Here is a 17,233-nt window from a genome sequence, read left to right as displayed (position 1 = left end):
GGTAATGGGTAATCAGAATTTCTCACCTTGTCCCCCTCATCTCCCCAGTCCCCTCATCTCCCAATACTTGTCGGTTAAGGGGAAAAGGGGAAGGGGAAAAGGGGCAAGAAAAAACCTTTAACCCTTACCCTTTCGCCTTTTCCCCAAACCAAATTAAGAGTTTAAAATCCTTAACCGAGCAGTATTGCCTCATCTCCCTACTGTTTTGCTAAAACATCTTGAGGCGTAATTTTGGCATACTCTTCAGGTGTTAAAAATCCCTCTTTGACATCTACTTTTTTAGGTATTAATCCCAGCGCGTACCATTTGTCAGCCACTTCTTGTTGCTTAGTAATGATTTTCTCCGTGATTGGTACTAACGAGAAATCATATTTACTATGCATTGCTTCTAATGTTGGTACATCCAGTTGTGTCACCGGTGCAAGTAATTCGGCAATTTCTTTTTGATTTTGTTTAGACCAAATTTGAGCTTTTTGTAGTTCATCCAAAAAGGCTTTGATTACTTCTGGATTTTCTTGATAAAATTTGCGGGTTGTGGAGTAGAAATTGTTAGTGTCTCGCAAACCGTTACCGCCATCTATGAGCACACGACCGACTTTGTTTTGCACGTTTCTCGTAACAAATGGTTCCCAAATAAACCAAGCATCTATCTTACCTTGATTAAATGCCACATTAGCATCTGGAGGTGGCAGAAAAACAGACTGGACATCAGATAGTTTTAGTCCTTCTTTTTCTAAAGCTCTAACTAACAAGTAATGACCAATAGATGCTTTCTGGAAACCTACTTTTTTCCCTTTTAGATCTTTAACACTTTTAATGTTAGATTTGCTAGGAACTAAAAGTGAAATTGCTTGACCATCAGAGGAATTGGCAGCTAAATAAACTAAAGGTGTTCCTGCAGCTTGGGCAAAAACTGGTGGTGATTCTGCTGTAGAAGCAATATCTAAACCATTGGCATTTAATGCTTCTAATTGTTGTGGCCCTGCTGCAAATTCAGGCCATTCTAACTTGTATCCCAAGTCTGCTAATCTTTTTTCAAGTTTACCTTGTTTCTCAACTACAGCTAGAGCAGTTAGTTGCTTAGATCGGACAATTCTAATAACTTTCTGGCTGCTAGAGTTACTAGCAGTAGTTGTGGTATTAGATGTAGTAGCTGTATTCGATGAAGCTGAATCAGCTTGTTTTTGAGAAGTTTTATTTGACGTACTGCAACTAAATAGTGTTGTAGATAAAACTAAGCTATAACCTAAAGCAAATAACGCTGAACGACGAGTAATATGACCGCGTTTCCAAGATTCAAATTTATGTTTCAGACTTTGCATTAATCAGCTTTCCTCCGCCTTAAAAATCGTGAAAAATCTATCAATCTGCTAAATTCATAACCTACTAGCTTAAGGACTTCGGTTATATATATTTTTTTTGCTCTTGAATGGAGATGTCATGGGATGTTGTTAAGTATGGGTGCGCTGTAGTAAATCTGGGAATATCTAAAAAAATATAATTATAGTTTCTTGATAATCTTTAAATTGAGTAATTAAGGTGGAGTGACCCACCTTAAGATAGATTCATGAGAGGGTTACTGTGATGGAAAATTGTATTATTAAAATGGATGGTAAATTAAAACCTGTTGCAGATTAAATTAGTTGAATTAAACAACCATCTAGCACAGTTTAAAAAACAGCAAAAAGTAATTATCAATTACCAATTTTAACGCTGATTTTAGGTAGGGGAAGCGCTGTGTAATGCCCGCGAATAATAGAGATTTACACAACACTTCCCTGGCGGAGGCAAAATATTTAATAAGCTTGGTTCAATATTGTTGTAGTGATAATTGGAAATAGAACTGTACGTGGTCCGATCCATACCGAGAGAGTAGGTAGTGGATTTCATTGAACTATTTACTACGAAAAGCATCAGGTACATTTTCTTGAAAGCAATCAAAAATCGTCATCCCACCCACGAAGATATTCTCAGAATATGGATAGCAGCCATGTCTTGTTCGTTTACAGACTGATCATTAAAGCTGCAAATACGTGGGAAGAGGAGAAAGAGGTTTCCGATTTTTGCACAGATATGGAATTTCTAACTGATTAGCCTGTCTTACACTGTTACAGATGAGAAAGTAAATGAGTCTGCTGCTAATCCTGGTTCGCGCTCCGGCTGACCCATCACTCGTTGTAATATCTTTTCTACTGTCTGAGCTAGTGCTACATCTCCTCTGACTCGTGGACGTGGCAAATTAATCTCTAAATCCAAACCAATCTGACCATTTTCAATGAGTAAGACTCTATCTGCTAGTACAACAGCTTCTTCCACATCGTGAGTAATTAGTAATGCGGTAAATCCTTGTTCTTGCCATAATTTTTCTAGTAATTGCTGCATTTCAATACGTGTGAGTGCATCCAATGCGCCTAGAGGCTCATCTAGCAGCAATAAAGCGGGGCTACTTGCTAAGGCTCTAGCTAACGCTACCCGTTGGCGTTGTCCTCCAGATAAGACAGATGGCCATTCATGGGCTCTATCTTCTAATCCTACAGCGCGCAATACTTGCAAAGCTGTTTGCTTTGCTAACACTTTTGAGTTAGTACCTAATAAACCTAATTCCACATTTGATAGTACTCTCTGCCAAGGTAGTAACCGCGCATCCTGAAACATCATCCGAATCTCTGGGTTAATCCGATGGTGAAAATGTTGATCGTTTAAAAATACACCACCTCCAGTGGGTGCATCCAGTCCAGCAATCAGCCGTAACATTGTACTTTTACCACAACCACTGCGCCCAACTATAGCGACAAATTCCCCAGGCTCGATATCTAAATCAATATTCTGCAAAACTGTCTTGTCTCCAAAGGACTTGGTTAATCCTTGTAGTTTTAAATGCATCCCTCGTACTGGATATGTCATTCTACAAATCTCCTTTTTTTCCTCTCATATCAGTCAAATTACTAACTGTTTCTAGATGGCTAGAGAAGCCTATTAGTCAGAAAAAATACCAGCAAAATAAACTTATATGGTCTACAGTGACTCTATTTCTCATCTGATTGATGCGGTATGAAGACCAATTACCTTAGCTAATATCTGAAAAGAATGTCATTAACTACGATTACAACAAGATTTTTTTGAGTGACACTGCTTTTCCTCCTTTAAACTTCGGTAATCTCAAAACCTTCTTAGAAGACGCTTACACCAGTAATTTGCCTAATTTTTGATCATTGCTTGATAGCAAACTACGGTAATTTGGTCAGAATTTAGTAGTATGTTTATAGTAGTCTCACATAGGTGGGGCGAAAAGGCAAGTAGCTTTTAACAAAAAAACTTACAAACTGTGTTGACAGCTACATACTTGAGAGACTATCAACAAATAAATTATTCCTGCTCAGAAGAGACAGAGAAAAAAACATAAAAATTAAACCCCACTTTCTCGTTGTTGAAAGTAGGGTTAATGCTGAAAATAGATTTAATAGATAAAACTAGTACAAGTCGGCGTAAATAGCGCAAAGTTGGCGGTGTCGGTTTCCGTCCCGCCAAACTTTGTAAGAGAAACATACCATCTGTAATTGCTAAAAGGCTTGTGGTATAACTATTCTTTCTTTTGACTTTTGACTTTTGACTTTTGACTTTTGCCTTGTTGTACTAGGTATCCTACAAAAAATTATCGTAGTTCAAAACCCAAATTTTGCAAAACTTCCCGCAGGCGATCGCGTCCGGATAAAGACTGAGCAAAAGCCACGCGTTTAGCCGAATGTTCTGTCCAATCACCAGGAATATTCATCTTCTGAGACTGGTAAAAAGCTGTCATTGCCTGGTTATAAGCAGCAATATCCTCTTCCTTGTCTGCTAGTTTGTAAGTTTCGCGATGCAACACAGTTGTTTGAGGTAAGCGTGGTTTAATCGCTGTTTCCACGGCGCTATCAGCATATCCAACACACAAGCCAAAAACAGCAAACACTTGTTTGGGTAGCTCTAAAACCTGCGCCACTTCTTCTGGTTTGTTACGTAACGCCCCAATATATACTGTTCCTAATCCTAACGACTCTGCCGCTACTACAGCATTTTGCGCCGCTAAAGCTGCATCAATCGCCGCCATCAAAAAAATCTCCAGATAATCTAAACCCTCATGAGGTAATCCCCGACTTTCCGCAATCTGCGCTAGCCTTGCTAAATCCGCTAACCACACCAAAAATAATGGAGCCTGGCGAATATGGGCTTGATTATTAGCCAGTTGAGATAGTTTTTCTTTACGGCTGGGATCTTCTACCGCTACTACACTCCATGTTTGGAGATTTGAGGATGTAGCTGCTGACTGCGCCGCAGCTACTAAAGTTTCTAAGGTTCCTGGAGGTAAAGCATCGCTTAAGTAAGCCCGAATTGAACGGTGAGATAGCAGAGAAGTGATGAAGTCATTTACAGGTAGCTCTGCATTGACTTGGCTATTGCCGTAACGATGATTAAACAATTCGGTAAAATTAGGCATAAGTTACTAGTCAAACGAGAAGTGTTTACTATTGATGAGCGATCGCTATAGGAAGGAGTCCCAATGAAAAAAATTTCATCACCAACCATGAAAGTCGAGGTGGGGATTTTTACTCAGCACTTTTAAGCTAGAAGAGGAGAGCAGGTGTAGGGAAAGCTTTGCATTCACCTTTTGAGATCATATCCAGCATCTCAGGGTTTAAACAGGCATTTTTTCCTATCAACTTCAGCTGCAAATGTACGGAATTTTTTTCACAATCAAATAGGATACCTGTAGTTTTTTTCTAGAGTAATTTTCTCTCCTTCATAAGCAAGAGCCTGATCGCCAGCCTTGGCAGATCGCAAATAAAATTTCCGAAGGTTAAAAATCAAAAGATAGATCCCCGACTTTTTATAAAAGTAGGGGATCTGAGCAGCACAAAATGTCACCAATTAAATAGGATTGCTAGATATTAGCTATACCTATATTTTTGGTGAAAAGGCTGCATATTGTTCTGGTGAAAGCATTGCTTCCTTCACATCAATTTGTTTAGGAATCAATTTCAATTCATAGAATTTGTCAGCGACTTTCTGCTGTATAGCAATTAAATTGCTATCAATGGGCACAATACCAAATTTCTTGCGCTGTGTAGCTTTTTGCATTGTTTCTAAATCAATGCCTAACACAGGTGAGAGCGTGGCAGCTACTTCATCTCGATGTTTATCTGACCAATCTTCAAGGGTTTTAATTTCCTCTAACATTGACTTAATGATTTCGGGATTTTCGGTAGCAAATTTGCGACTAGCTAGGTAATATCCTCCTTGCTTGTTCACTTCTGTGCCATCAATCAAAACACGAGCATTAATTGCTTTTTGTGCTGCAGCATAAAATGGATCCCAAATTACCCAAGCATCTAAGCTTCCTTTTACTAATGCTGCTCTTGCATCAGCAGGTGGTAGATATATTGGTTGAATATCACTGTATTTCAAGCCAAATTTTTCTAACACTTGTAACAGCAGATAATGAGCGCTGGAACCTTTTTGAAAGGCGATTTTTTTGCCCTTCAGGTCAGTGACAGTTTTAATCGGAGAATCTGGCGGAACCAGAATAGCTTGACCCGCAGGGCTAGGCGCAATTCCCGCAATGTATGTTAATGATGCTCCTGCAGCTTGGGCAAAGATTGGTGGTGATTCTCCGGTATGACCAAAATCAATACTACCAACATTCATTGCTTCTAAAAGCTGTGGCCCAGCAGGAAATTCTATCCACTGTACAGAGACACCTTGAGGTTGTAACCGCTTTTCTAAAACGCCTTTACTCTTGAGAAGAATGGCGGATTTTTGATAGCCAAACTTGACTACAGATGTTTTAGGTTGATTAGAATTATTAGCAGAAGTAGTATTATTGCTGCCATTATTAGCTGTGCAAGATGAAAATAAAAGGCTGAGACATAAGCTAGCAATAAAAGCCCCAGCCACCGGAAGACGCACAAGGGAAAAGATACTATTTTGACGCGCAAATTGAGTGAATTGGAATATATTCAATCTGGCGAACAAACGCTGAAAAATCGAACTCATCATCAGAATTTACCTATCTGAGATCCTTGATTATACATTAAGCTAATCAAGTTACCGTAGTTTAGTGAGATAAAACTGCGATCGCACATTGAATAGGTAAGATTATTCGAGATGAATATTTAGTTAAAACTATTAATCCCAAATTGGGTGATTCTGCTTAGAAAGTGAAAGTAGTACGCAGAGCGCCTACCCAAATTGGATCATTGTTAGCGTTAGCTTCTGGATTAGTAATGACAAACAACGTCGGGGTCACACTAATGTTGTCATTAAATCTATAGGTATAAAAACCCTCTATATGAAAAGAGGTATCATTATCTCTGCGAGCAGCTACATCATTACTCGTAACTTTGGGTGGGATACCAAAGACAAACCCAGCCAAATTACCTTTTTTCCCTAAATCTGGAAGCGCTAGAGTTAGTGCGGTGTTAATGATAGTTGCATCATTACTAGTGCCTTCTTGATGGGCTTGTGTATAACCAAACCAGCCACTTATATGGAAAGCACGACTAGCTTTCCAGTTAACTTGCACCCCAAAGTTATCTGAGGATGTGGGTGCTAAACCAAATGGACGAGCAGCGTTAGCAGTACCTGTACCACCAGTAATGTTGTAACCAGACCCAGGCGCTACAACTACTGTACCGTTGGGGCCGGGAGAAACCGGAGTGGGGAAGTATTTACGGGCGTAGGCAAAACTAATATCTAGACTGCGACTAGGGGTAAAAGTTAACTGTGCTAGTGCTTCATAAGCATTACCAAACAATCCACCTGCATTAGTGGCGTTTCCTCCAGGATTACTACCTAAAGCATCATCTACGATATAACCTGCGTTGAATTGGAGTTGATTGCTAAATTTATGGGCGAAAGCTAAACCAGCGCCGTCAAAACCAGGTCGGTAAATTACAGGGTTGAAGAGTCCAAATCGTGATAGGGTTCCAGTTTGGGCGTTACCGACTAAGGGATTAAGTGTAGGCGCAAAAGTTACAGGTTGCAGCCCCCTCGCACCTACCCAGACGTTAGTGTTTTTCCCGAATGGAAAGCGATAGAACAATCTATCAAGATAAAGATTACTATCTGCTGCATAACCAGTACTGCGTTCTGTATTAAACCGGGTTTGGTTGGTTCCGGTTAGCGGTGTACCACCAACAGAAGTCGCACCGCCTAAAGCCACAAAGTTAGATGCCGTTAAGCTAGTTGTTAACTGGTCTTTGCCAGTAAAGCTAGTTTGTAGAGCCAGGGTTGCACGATAGCCTAAAAAAGTATTGGTATTATCTCTGTTTGTACCTACACGATTACCAAAGCTATCAGCAATAAAGAATTGTGCTAAACCTTGCAGTTTGGTAGTTGTAGAAAATTGAGTGGCTTCTAACTTGGCAGAACGCGCTTCGAGAGAGTCTACTCTTCCTCGTAAAGTGGCAAGTTCGGCAGAAAATTGTTCTTGCAGCTTTTGCAGAGTATTTAAATCTTCTTGCTTCACTAAATCAGCAGTACTAGTTGCAATCAATTCGTTGAGGCGGTCAAGCGCTGCATTTAAACCAGCTGCAAATTCATATCTTGTGAGGGCGCGGTTCCCCTTAAATGTGCCATCGGGATAGCCAGCAATTACCCCATAGCGCTCAACTAAAGACTGTAGCGCCTGGAATGCCCAATCGGTAGGCTGAACATCAGATAGTTGTGAGACAGAAGTGACTTGTCCTAAATCGCTATTTGGTGTTGAGGTTGTAGGCTGTATAACTGGAACTTGTGCAATGGGACTCAAAGGTGTTGTCTCAATGACAGATGGTTTTGATTCTGTAGTAGCTGAGGCTGTTAAATTAGCCTTAAGCACAGTTTTCTTTACATCTGGTAATTTAGTTATTGGAGTTTCTGCTTCTTTTTGAGCAGGAACTTCTTGAGCAAGAGTTTTCGCGCTAGTTGCTAATAAAAGCAGCACTACAAACGTTGGTAAGGTCAGCAATAAATTCCCAAAAATTTTTTTCATTTTGATTGAACAAACAATTCGATCTAGGACAAATCCTCTGTACTGCCAAAGACATCAAGCAAATAACTTAGTTAAATTTTTTAGAAATTTTATGCTTGAAGTTGGCAGTGTCATTATCTTTCAGACTCCAGCTTCTATCTGGAGAGTGAGTTACAAATCTCCGTCACAATTTTTCTCTTCTAAGTACAAAATTCAAAGAGAGAAAATCACTTTGTAGTTACTACCAAATTACCTGTCGCGATTAAAGTCCGGTAATTTGGTCGAATTTTAGTAGATTTAATATTACAGGATACCAGTATTTCAGAAAAACTGTAGAGAATGAGTATTTTTAGTTACATACTCTCTATATTTTTAAAATTCCCAAAATAAACTTGTTTATGTGAGTAATGTCTGGTAGTATACTTTTTTAGTATTAACTCCGGCAAATCAGTAAATTAATAGTATTTTACGATTTTTCCCAAATCTTATGTATGGGATAAGCCAAAAATGCCAAATCTAAAATCCCAAATTATTTAATGCTTTGACTTTTGGTGAAATCCAGCAGATTTTATCTCTTACAAGGTAAACCCGTAGCGGTTAAGATACCCGCACCACAAGATTGATCAGCTAATAGGCATTTAAGTTGCATGATTGGGGTAGGCAAGATAACTACCTCATAAGAGATTGATAAAATTTAATCTGCAAATTAGATGTGTTTTAGCTCATATAAATTTAATTGTTGTACCTCATCTAGCTGTAATCTGCTGTAAAAGTAATTAAGAGAATTGATGCAGAAATTATGAAATACAACCAACTCGGCGAAAGTGATTTAAAAGTTTCTGAAATTTGTTTGGGAACTATGACTTATGGGCATCAAAATACTATTGAAGAAGCCCATCAGCAACTAGACTATGCTATTGCTCACGGAGTGAACTTTCTTGATACGGCGGAAATGTACCCAGTCCCACCTCGTGGCGAAACTCAGGGAAAAACAGAAGCTTACATTGGCGAATGGTTGAGAAAACAGCAACGGGATCAACTAATTGTTGCTACTAAAATTGCTGGGCCTGGTCGTCCATTTAAATGGCTGCGGGACGGAAATATCAAAATTGATAGTAAGAATATTCAGCAAGCGGTAGATGATAGTTTGAGGCGCTTGCAAACAGATTATATCGATTTGTACCAGATTCATTGGCCCGATCGCTATGTTCCAACTTTTGGTCAAACAGAGTATAAGCCAGAGTTAGAACGAGAAACTGTGAAGATTTCTGAGCAATTAGCAGCCTTTGCAGAAGTTATCAAAGCAGGTAAAGTCCGCTATATCGGTTTGAGTAATGAAACTCCTTGGGGCGTAACTAAATTTGTTCATGCTGCGAAAAAGTTGGGATTACCTAAAGTAGTCTCAATTCAGAATGCTTATAACTTGCTAAATCGCGTTTTTGATTCCGCCTTAGCAGAAGTTTCGCATTACACAAATGTTGGTTTACTTGCCTACAGTCCGCTAGGATTTGGTTTGTTAACAGGCAAGTACATAGAAAATAGCAACCTAGAAAATACTCGCTTAAGTCTATTTCCCGGTTTTGGACAACGTTATCTCAAACAAAATGTCAATGAAGCTGTAGCAGCTTATGCGGAAATCGCCAAAAAACATAATTTAACACCTGCTCAATTAGCTTTAGCCTTCGTGCGGAGTCGCTGGTTTGTGAGTAGTACAATTATTGGTGCTACAACGCTACAACAACTACAAGAAAACATTGAAAGTGTAAATGTAGTTCTTAACCCAGAGATTTTAGCAGAGTTAGACGCAGTTCATACAAGTTATCCCAATCCAGCGCCATAATTTGTGTCAGATGCTCTGGCGCTAAAAACACAGATTTTTTGGTGTTGACTGTTGACTGTTAACTGTCAGCAGTCAACTAAACCTGATGACTGAAAGTCCTGATTACGGAATATATTTTTAATAAAAATTTATAAATTTCAGCTTATATTTAATATTCTACGCAAATAGATACGGCAAAGATGATAGAGATATTTTGCATAAAATATGCGGATTGAGGCAATATTTTTTGGTTTTTAATTTTAACAATGCTGCTTTTGATTGAGGATTTGAACTTTGATCAAAACACCCTCTTGATTTTTGTAAAAAATTATGCAAGGCTTTTATTGAAAATAAATACTGTAACTTGACCGATTAACCGTAATTTATGGTATTGTAAATGCCAGTGCTACAACAATATGCATTGATTAACTGTTCTAATGAACATCATTGTAGTTAGTAACTGGCATATTTATTGCATGATTATCTGAGTTTTTTAGTTCATAAGCTAAATATTGAGGCGAGGAATTCAATGAGTAGTCCCCATTGGCGATCGCAGAATTCATCTACTATTGATGTTGACCCTAACTTACACACAGATGTTCTAGTTATTGGTGGTGGCCCGGCTGGTACGTGGGCTGCTTGGAGTGCTGCATCTGCTGGTGCCAAGGTGGTTTTAGTCGATAAAGGTTACTGCGGTACGAGTGGTTGTGCAGCAGCATCGGGTAATGGTGTATGGTATATACCTCCTGATGCAGAAGCTAGAGAAGCTGCAAAAGCCAGTCGCGAAGCCTTGGGGGGATTTTTAGCCAATCGTACCTGGATGGATCGGGTACTGGATCAGACATATACCAACGTCAACCTATTAGCAGAGTGGGGCTATCCTTTTCCTGTTGATGAAGAGGGTAAACCCTATCGGCGCAGTCTCCAGGGGCCAGAATATATGCGCCTGATGCGGAAGCAAATTAAGCGGGTAGGTGTAACAATTTTAGATAATAGCCCTGCCTTGCAATTATTAGTAGACGCAAAAGGTGCTGTTGCTGGGGCAACTGGAATTAACCGTCAGACTGGTAAGCAATGGGTTGTACGTGCAGGTGGAGTAATCATTGCAACGGGTGGTTGTGCTTTCTTAAGTAAAGCCTTAGGTTGCAATGTCCTGACTGGGGATGGATACCTCATGGCAGCAGAAGCGGGTGCAGAGATGTCAGGGATGGAGTTTTCTAACGCATATGGCATCTCTCCCGCCTTTTCTTCGGTTACCAAAACCCTGTTTTACAATTGGGCAACTTTCACATACGAAGATGGCACCCCGATACCTGGTGCAGGTTCTCAAAGAGGGCGTTCGGTAATTGCCCAAACGCTGTTAACACAGCCTGTATATGCCATCTTGGATAAAGCAAATGAAGAGATGCAGGCAAATATGCGGAAAGCACAGCCGAATTTCTTCTTACCTTTTGATCGTGCGGGTATTGATCCCTTTAACCAACGTTTCCCCGTTACCTTGCGTTTAGAAGGAACAGTACGCGGTACAGGTGGGATTCGGATTGTTGATTCTAGTTGTGCTGCATCAGTCCCCGGACTTTACGCTGCTGGTGATGCTGCTACCAGAGAATTAATTTGTGGTGGTTTTACTGGTGGTGGTAGTCATAATGCAGCTTGGGCAATTGCTTCTGGTTACTGGGCGGGTAAATCTGCGGCTGAATACGCCCAAAGTTTAGGAGAGTGGGGAACTCAGCGCCCTGTGCAAGGTGTTGGTGAGGCTGGATTGATTAGTGGTAGCCAACATCAAATCAAGGCTGAAGAGGTGATCCAAGCTACCCAAGCTGAAGTTTTCCCTTACGATCGCAATCTTTTCCGTACAGAACAAACTTTAACTGGATCATTGCAGAGATTAGATAACCTTTGGCAAGAAATTCGTAGTAGTCAAGCTGGGAATCAGCAAAATATTATTCAGGTTCGAGAAGCTGCTGCAATGGTGGCTACAGCGCGATGGATGTATAACAGCGCTTTAGAACGGAAAGAAACTCGCGGTATGCACAAGCATTTAGACTTTCCAGAGATTGATGTTCATCAGCAACACTATTTAGTTAGTGGTGGGTTGGACAAAGTTTGGGTGAGAAATGAGCGATTGGGGAGTGAGAAGGAATTGGTAGGCGTGTCTCCTTAATTATCTTTTTTTCTCACGCAGAGGAGGCAGCGCGTTGCGGGGTTTCCCCCCGTTGTAGCGACTGCCGTCGAGCAGAGGCGCAAAGGAAGAACGCAAGATTATCCTCTGAAAGTTAGTTCAACAATGCGCCTCATTCTCAATCCGTCTTGAAAAGTTTGCTCAAGTCGGGGAACCCGCCCACCCAACGCCAGTTGCTTCAAGCCGGGGAACCCGTCCAACGCACTGGCTCAACTTTCCGCAAAATCTAAAATCTAAAATCCAAAATAGTATGATTGAGTTAGTTAGTGCGTCGCGGTGTATTCAATGTAATATTTGCGTGAATGTTTGCCCGACAAATGTTTTTGATAGAGTGCCTGATGCACCACCTACAATTGCGAGACAAAGTGATTGTCAAACCTGTTTCATGTGTGAATTGTACTGTCCGGTGGATGCTTTATATGTAGCACCACAAGTTGATCCTCTGGATTCTGTCGATGAAACATTATTGAAAGAGGCTGAACTTTTGGGAAGCTACCGAAGAAATGTAGGTTGGGGACGCGTTGGCGAAGCCCACCGAAGGTATCGCACTTCTTCTGCCCAAGAAGATTCTACACACCAAATTCTCAAGCGGATGAAATAGTACACAACAAATTTTTAGTGGGTGATGTACGGATTATCGGGCACAACAATGTTGTGCCTCTACCTATCTAATTCATCTAAAGATAGCTGTAATTTAATTTTCTTATTTTAGCTGTATTTTCTGTGTTTTTGCGGTTTGTTGTTCATGCTTAAATTACCAACTCTAGCTTTATCGAGTTTATTATTTCTTACTACTGCTTGCAGTTCTAATCAAACTGTTTCTCAAGCGGTACCTAATCCTACAACTACAACTAAGGCGGAAGTAAAGACTTCCACATTGCGCTTAGGTTTTATTACTAACGGTAAAGTAAAAACACCAACTGGCCCGACAGGTTGGGCAATGCATCAAGGTAAACTTTTACCAGAATTGCAAAAATTAGGGATTACAGAAATCAAAACGTTGAATTTTCCTAACGGGCCTAATTTGAATGAAGCCTTGGTAGCTGGGGAAGTGGATGTAGGAATTTATGGTGATACACCTGCATTAGTTGGTAAAGCCAAAGGTTTACCCACGCGCTTGATTGGTCAAGAACAAGTAGGAACAAATGCTTGGTTATTGGCGAAGAAAAATGGCCCGAGTTCTGTAGCGGAACTTAAAGGACAGAAGGTAGCGACTTCCAAAGGTTCTTATATGCATCGCTATTTAATTGGATTATTGCAAAAGGCCGGAATTAGCGATCGCGTCAAGGTTATCCATATGCTACCAAGCGAAGCCCAAGCCGCATTAGAACGGGGAGATGTGGCTGCGATCGCAGCGTCAACGGGAACTGGGCCATTGTTAAAAGCAAAAGGCTATCCTGTGATTGATGAAGCAATTCAACACCCAGACTTACGCGGAACTAGCGTTACGGTAGCTACAGAAGATTTTTTGGCTAAACATCCAGATTTACCGCAAAAGTGGAATCAAATTAAACAAGCATCTGTGAAAGATATTCAAGCCAACCCAGAGGCTTACTACAAATTTCATGCTGATGTATCAGGATATCCTCTTGATGTGGTGAAAGCTTCTTTTCCCATCACTCAATTCCCAGTAGAACCTTTACCCAATCAAGGCGTACAACTTTTAGAAGGGACAAAGAAATTTTTAGTCTCGCAAAAATTAGCCCAATCTGATTTTAAATTAGATGATTGGATAGCGAAGCAATAAAAGATTTAAAATATCAATTCAGCAAAAGGTGGTGATTGATGAAAAAAGAAATTTGATGAAAACTGCAAAGGTTATCTTAGAAGAATTTAGGGAGTTTGGCACAAAACACTATTTTAAACTAAACAATGGGCAAGAATATCAAGGATGGATAATGGACATCTTTGATGACAAATTTAGTTTTGCAGATTCCGGGCCGCTAGCCTCAGAAGCAGAGATTGAGATTACCATTGCAATGGTAGATCTAGCGACATTATCCTACTGGGATGAAACTCAAAAGCTTTGGGTTAATACCTATTGGGATAATGCTACACAAACCTGGTTACATACTCCTGCTAGATAAAGTAAAAAGATAAAAGTAAAAAGTAAAAAGATAATACCCATATATAAATTTAGGGGATGTGACAGAGACATATTATTTATCGTTACACTTTCTGCTTAAATGGCTTGTGAACATTGTATGTTTATTGCTCGATTTTCTTTTTCGCCTAATGCTTCTAAATTAGACATTTGCAAAACTTGAGCTAAACGAGGATTGAAACCTACAGTTAAGCACTCATCGAATGGGAGATGATAGGAAATTATTCCCAATTCTGGCGTAAGCTTCTCTAATTCTAAGTTCCAAGAACGATGTAAGAATAATGCATCTAAACTTTTATCGCTTACCCATTCATATAATCTTGTTTCAGCTTCCAGTGCAAACCCTAAACGTTCTACAGGATTTGATGATGGCAAATATATACCACCTCTCTCGCTAGTAGGAAATTGAGTAACATTAAAGAAATTATTTAGGAAGTCTACTATATCTATCAGATAACTTGGATGTTCTTTAAACATAATTGAAGAAACTATAATTAATAATAACTGCACTAAAAAATCAAAATTTATAAGTAGATTTGAATCAAATATAAATGGAGTAAGCGATAATGAAGCTCATTCTTCCCATAGAAGTTGCTGATGAGATTAAACCGCATCTACCTAGCGATATAACATTTGCGCGGGCTGATGTAGATGGCAATATTGATGGTGATGCTACAGATGCAGAAGTGTATTTTAGTTGGCTTTATTATATAAAACCAACGACTTTACAAAAAATTCTGGATGCAGCACCTAGATTGCGTTGGCATCAAGCAACAAATGCAGGTGTCAATAATATTCTCACACCCCAATATTTAGAGCGAGAAATTTTGCTAACTAATGGTGCAGGACTTCATGCTATTCCGATGGCGGAATTTGTAATTGCTTATATTTTATCTTACGCTAAGAATTTTCCTAAATTGCGTGAACTACAAGCACAACAAAGCTGGCAAAGAGGTTTTAGAAATGAAGAACTGCTCGATAAAACATTATTAATTATCGGTGCAGGTGGAATTGGGCAAGAAATTGCTAAACGTGCTAAAGCTTTTGGTTTAAATATTTATGGTAGTCGCCGTAATCCGCAACCATTACCAAATTTCGATAAAATAGTCGGTGCAAATGAATGGAAACTACTCTTAAGTGAAGCGCATTATGTAGTTATTGCCACACCTTTAACTAAAGAAACCAAGGGGATGATTGATGAGGAAGTATTTAGCCTCATGCGTCCTGATGCTTATTTAATTAATATTGCCCGTGGTGCAATTGTTGATGAACCTGCACTGATTAAAGCTTTACAAACTAGTCAAATTGCTGGTGCAGCTTTGGATACAGTCTTTACAGAACCGCTACCACCAGAAAGTCAGTTATGGAATCAGCCAAATCTATTTTTGACACCTCATTGTTCTGGTCATTCTCCCAAAACTAGAGAGCGTGCGATCGCACTTTTTCTCGAGAATTTTACACGCTATTACAACGGCCAACCCCTGCGTAATGTCGTTGATAAAAATGCTGGTTATTAAACTACCAGTGGCGATCGCAATCAATGGTTAACTAGTCAATCGCTTTGGCAGAACAAAATGGCTCAAAACAGCCTAATACATCACCATGCCCACCAAAGCGATTGATTATTTTTTATTTGCAATTCTTTTCCCAGAGACAAAGTATAGCGTCTCTTGGGAAACAGAGAAGACTAATTTTCGTTGATTTGCAGATTTAAAGGTTGAATATTGACAATTTTGCCACCCAAGCGGTTAATTCGCTGAAGTTCTTCATTAAAGCGGCTAAAAGGTATCGTAATGAATACACTGCCGCTAGAACGAATTGGGTAATTGTTTTGATTTGTCACCTCATTTTGATGTAATCCCGAAACTTCTACTTGAAAACTCCGACTTTGATAAACCATGTTGACATCCTAACAATCAAGAAAAATAGTTGAAAGGGCATGGGGCATGGGGCATTGATAATGGGTAATTGGTAATTGGTAATAAAAATTTCCTCTTTTCCCCCAGTCCCCAATCCCCAATCCCTAAAGCGGTGTAACGCTGGCAATTTTGCCATTGCGACGTTGAACTTGTTGGAAATAATTGGATAGTTCTTCGTAGGGGATAACTACCGCTTTGTTGATGCGGCGAACTTTGGGATAGCCAGGTTGAGAAATAGCTGCTACTTCAACGCGATACAGCCTTCCTGAACCAAAAGCTTGCGAACCTTGAAATGCTGTGCTGGGGGTTTTTCCTTTGACAGAAGCACGATAAGCAAAACCATTGTTACTACCAGCAGGCGCAATAACCGTTGATGCGCTATTTCTGGCTAATTCGTTAGCTAAACGAGCTGATGCTCCAGGGATTTGAGAGCGATCGCTTGTTGCATAACCGCGATATAGTTGAAAAATCCGGGTAAAGCCTACTGTTTTTTGCCCTAGTTGATTGTTAAATCCCCGGTAATAGGGCACAATATTGTCGCCAAAATTTGTCTGGTACTCTGCTGAATCGATGTAAGAATCAATGTCAGCTTCATAGCCTTTGGTTTGATATAAATCTAGATGATAGATAATCTCAGATTCATCATAGGGAGCGCGACCAAGCAAATGTTTGAAATTTAGCTCTGTCACACGGCTATGAAAGTTATTAGAAAAAAACTTGGATTTGTATAGATTTGATTTAGCTAACTGCCTAACAAATTCTTGAACTGTAATATTCCCGTTAGTCAAGAGTGATTCCAAACCCTTCAAACGTTCAGATTGCAACACATAATCGTTACCTAAAACCTGACGATAAATAGCCGCAATCACCTGTGCAATTTCTGCTTTGTTGGTATTGGAACGTAATTCGATAGGAGCAGCGTTACTAAATGCAGAAGTTCCAAGTCTCGATGCAGCTGTTGTAATTGGCATTTAAAAGTCTCCTGAACGAAAGGTTTTGAGTTGAAAATAGTGCTGAGTTCTGAGTTAAAAAAGAAAGATTTTCAGACTTTGGTTATGGTTTCTTATTATTAGTAAGTGAATTTAAATAACGCTTACAAAAGAAAAACATTTCCTAGTTTGAAATCTTGCTCATAACTAATAGTTAATTCACGAAAATTCTGACACAAAGAGATTTTTTGTAGGGGTTTAGCAATGCTCATTGGTGTCAACTTAAGCTAAAA

14 protein-coding genes are annotated in these 17,233 nt (G+C 39.7%); 6 read left to right on the top strand and 8 right to left on the bottom strand.

What is annotated here, in order from left to right; all coding sequences use genetic code 11:
• Positions 1-197: 197 nt before the first annotated feature.
• The 5 genes from HG267_RS12880 to HG267_RS12860 form a co-directional block, all read right to left on the bottom strand.
• The gene (locus tag HG267_RS12880; protein WP_045869328.1) at positions 198-1,322 is read right to left on the bottom strand and encodes an aliphatic sulfonate ABC transporter substrate-binding protein; all 1,125 of its coding nucleotides are present in this window, start codon (positions 1,320-1,322) and stop codon (positions 198-200) included.
• A gap of 778 nt (positions 1,323-2,100) precedes the next feature.
• Positions 2,101-2,904 (bottom strand): ATP-binding cassette domain-containing protein, encoded by an 804-nt coding sequence (locus HG267_RS12875; RefSeq protein WP_045869327.1) that lies wholly within the window; start codon positions 2,902-2,904, stop codon positions 2,101-2,103.
• Positions 2,905-3,652: 748 nt separating this feature from the next.
• A complete protein-coding gene (locus HG267_RS12870) occupies positions 3,653-4,474 on the bottom strand; it encodes an NADPH-dependent oxidoreductase (RefSeq protein WP_045869326.1) in 822 nt (273 codons plus the stop codon).
• Positions 4,475-4,935: 461 nt separating this feature from the next.
• The gene (locus HG267_RS12865; RefSeq protein ID WP_045869325.1) at positions 4,936-6,033 is read right to left on the bottom strand and encodes a sulfonate ABC transporter substrate-binding protein; all 1,098 of its coding nucleotides are present in this window, start codon (positions 6,031-6,033) and stop codon (positions 4,936-4,938) included.
• A gap of 154 nt (positions 6,034-6,187) precedes the next feature.
• The gene (locus tag HG267_RS12860; protein ID WP_045869324.1) at positions 6,188-8,008 is read right to left on the bottom strand and encodes an iron uptake porin; all 1,821 of its coding nucleotides are present in this window, start codon (positions 8,006-8,008) and stop codon (positions 6,188-6,190) included.
• A 778-nt stretch (positions 8,009-8,786) separates the two neighbouring features.
• On the opposite strand from HG267_RS12860, the gene HG267_RS12855 reads away from it, so the two are divergent.
• The 5 genes from HG267_RS12855 to HG267_RS12835 all read left to right on the top strand — a co-directional run bounded on the left by HG267_RS12855 (position 8,787) and on the right by HG267_RS12835 (position 14,075).
• Positions 8,787-9,827 carry an NADP(H)-dependent aldo-keto reductase gene (locus HG267_RS12855; protein WP_045869323.1) on the top strand — a complete coding sequence of 347 codons (1,041 nt, stop codon included), beginning with the start codon at positions 8,787-8,789 and terminating at the stop codon, positions 9,825-9,827.
• A gap of 508 nt (positions 9,828-10,335) precedes the next feature.
• A complete protein-coding gene (locus HG267_RS12850) occupies positions 10,336-11,970 on the top strand; it encodes an FAD-dependent oxidoreductase (protein ID WP_045869322.1) in 1,635 nt (544 codons plus the stop codon).
• Positions 11,971-12,238: 268 nt separating this feature from the next.
• Positions 12,239-12,589 (top strand): ferredoxin family protein, encoded by a 351-nt coding sequence (locus HG267_RS12845; RefSeq protein WP_045869321.1) that lies wholly within the window; start codon positions 12,239-12,241, stop codon positions 12,587-12,589.
• Between the two features lie 144 nt (positions 12,590-12,733).
• On the top strand, positions 12,734-13,735 hold the full coding sequence (locus tag HG267_RS12840; protein ID WP_045869320.1) for an ABC transporter substrate-binding protein: 1,002 nt from the start codon (positions 12,734-12,736) through the stop codon (positions 13,733-13,735).
• Between the two features lie 55 nt (positions 13,736-13,790).
• A complete protein-coding gene (locus tag HG267_RS12835) occupies positions 13,791-14,075 on the top strand; it encodes a hypothetical protein (protein ID WP_155539102.1) in 285 nt (94 codons plus the stop codon).
• 95 nt (positions 14,076-14,170) lie between these two features.
• Here the strand turns inward: HG267_RS12835 and HG267_RS12830 are convergent, their stop codons facing one another.
• Positions 14,171-14,569: a hypothetical protein gene (locus HG267_RS12830; RefSeq protein ID WP_052335124.1), complete on the bottom strand. Its 399-nt coding sequence runs from the start codon at positions 14,567-14,569 to the stop codon at positions 14,171-14,173.
• 89 nt (positions 14,570-14,658) lie between these two features.
• Between HG267_RS12830 and HG267_RS12825 the strand changes: the two genes are divergently transcribed.
• On the top strand, positions 14,659-15,609 hold the full coding sequence (locus HG267_RS12825) for a D-2-hydroxyacid dehydrogenase (RefSeq protein ID WP_045869318.1): 951 nt from the start codon (positions 14,659-14,661) through the stop codon (positions 15,607-15,609).
• 170 nt (positions 15,610-15,779) lie between these two features.
• On the opposite strand, the gene HG267_RS12820 is transcribed toward HG267_RS12825, so the two are convergent.
• Together HG267_RS12820 and HG267_RS12815 are read right to left on the bottom strand one after the other, a co-directional pair.
• Positions 15,780-15,992 carry a phycobilisome linker polypeptide gene (locus HG267_RS12820; protein WP_045869317.1) on the bottom strand — a complete coding sequence of 71 codons (213 nt, stop codon included), beginning with the start codon at positions 15,990-15,992 and terminating at the stop codon, positions 15,780-15,782.
• Positions 15,993-16,115: 123 nt separating this feature from the next.
• Positions 16,116-16,982: a phycobilisome linker polypeptide gene (locus HG267_RS12815; RefSeq protein ID WP_045869316.1), complete on the bottom strand. Its 867-nt coding sequence runs from the start codon at positions 16,980-16,982 to the stop codon at positions 16,116-16,118.
• Between the last annotated feature and the right edge of the window lie 251 nt (positions 16,983-17,233).

This window comes from Tolypothrix sp. PCC 7601, assembly GCF_025677855.1.
Taxonomy (GTDB): domain Bacteria; phylum Cyanobacteriota; class Cyanobacteriia; order Cyanobacteriales; family Nostocaceae; genus Aulosira; species Aulosira diplosiphon.
This window is presented reverse-complemented; position numbering and strand designations above follow the sequence as displayed.

Bases quoted from the DNA above. Each gene is read 5' to 3' on its own strand.
- HG267_RS12835 (WP_155539102.1), top strand. From the start codon at position 13,791: ATGAAAACTGCAAAGGTTATCTTAGAAGAATTTAGGGAGTTTGGCACA.
- HG267_RS12880 (WP_045869328.1), bottom strand. From the start codon at position 1,322: ATGCAAAGTCTGAAACATAAATTTGAATCTTGGAAACGCGGTCATATT.
- HG267_RS12825 (WP_045869318.1), top strand. From the start codon at position 14,659: ATGAAGCTCATTCTTCCCATAGAAGTTGCTGATGAGATTAAACCGCAT.
- HG267_RS12850 (WP_045869322.1), top strand. From the start codon at position 10,336: ATGAGTAGTCCCCATTGGCGATCGCAGAATTCATCTACTATTGATGTT.
- HG267_RS12865 (WP_045869325.1), bottom strand. From the start codon at position 6,033: ATGATGAGTTCGATTTTTCAGCGTTTGTTCGCCAGATTGAATATATTC.
- HG267_RS12815 (WP_045869316.1), bottom strand. From the start codon at position 16,982: ATGCCAATTACAACAGCTGCATCGAGACTTGGAACTTCTGCATTTAGT.
- HG267_RS12860 (WP_045869324.1), bottom strand. From the start codon at position 8,008: ATGAAAAAAATTTTTGGGAATTTATTGCTGACCTTACCAACGTTTGTA.
- HG267_RS12845 (WP_045869321.1), top strand. From the start codon at position 12,239: ATGATTGAGTTAGTTAGTGCGTCGCGGTGTATTCAATGTAATATTTGC.
- HG267_RS12840 (WP_045869320.1), top strand. From the start codon at position 12,734: ATGCTTAAATTACCAACTCTAGCTTTATCGAGTTTATTATTTCTTACT.
- HG267_RS12830 (WP_052335124.1), bottom strand. From the start codon at position 14,569: ATGTTTAAAGAACATCCAAGTTATCTGATAGATATAGTAGACTTCCTA.
- HG267_RS12875 (WP_045869327.1), bottom strand. From the start codon at position 2,904: ATGACATATCCAGTACGAGGGATGCATTTAAAACTACAAGGATTAACC.
- HG267_RS12820 (WP_045869317.1), bottom strand. From the start codon at position 15,992: ATGGTTTATCAAAGTCGGAGTTTTCAAGTAGAAGTTTCGGGATTACAT.
- HG267_RS12855 (WP_045869323.1), top strand. From the start codon at position 8,787: ATGAAATACAACCAACTCGGCGAAAGTGATTTAAAAGTTTCTGAAATT.
- HG267_RS12870 (WP_045869326.1), bottom strand. From the start codon at position 4,474: ATGCCTAATTTTACCGAATTGTTTAATCATCGTTACGGCAATAGCCAA.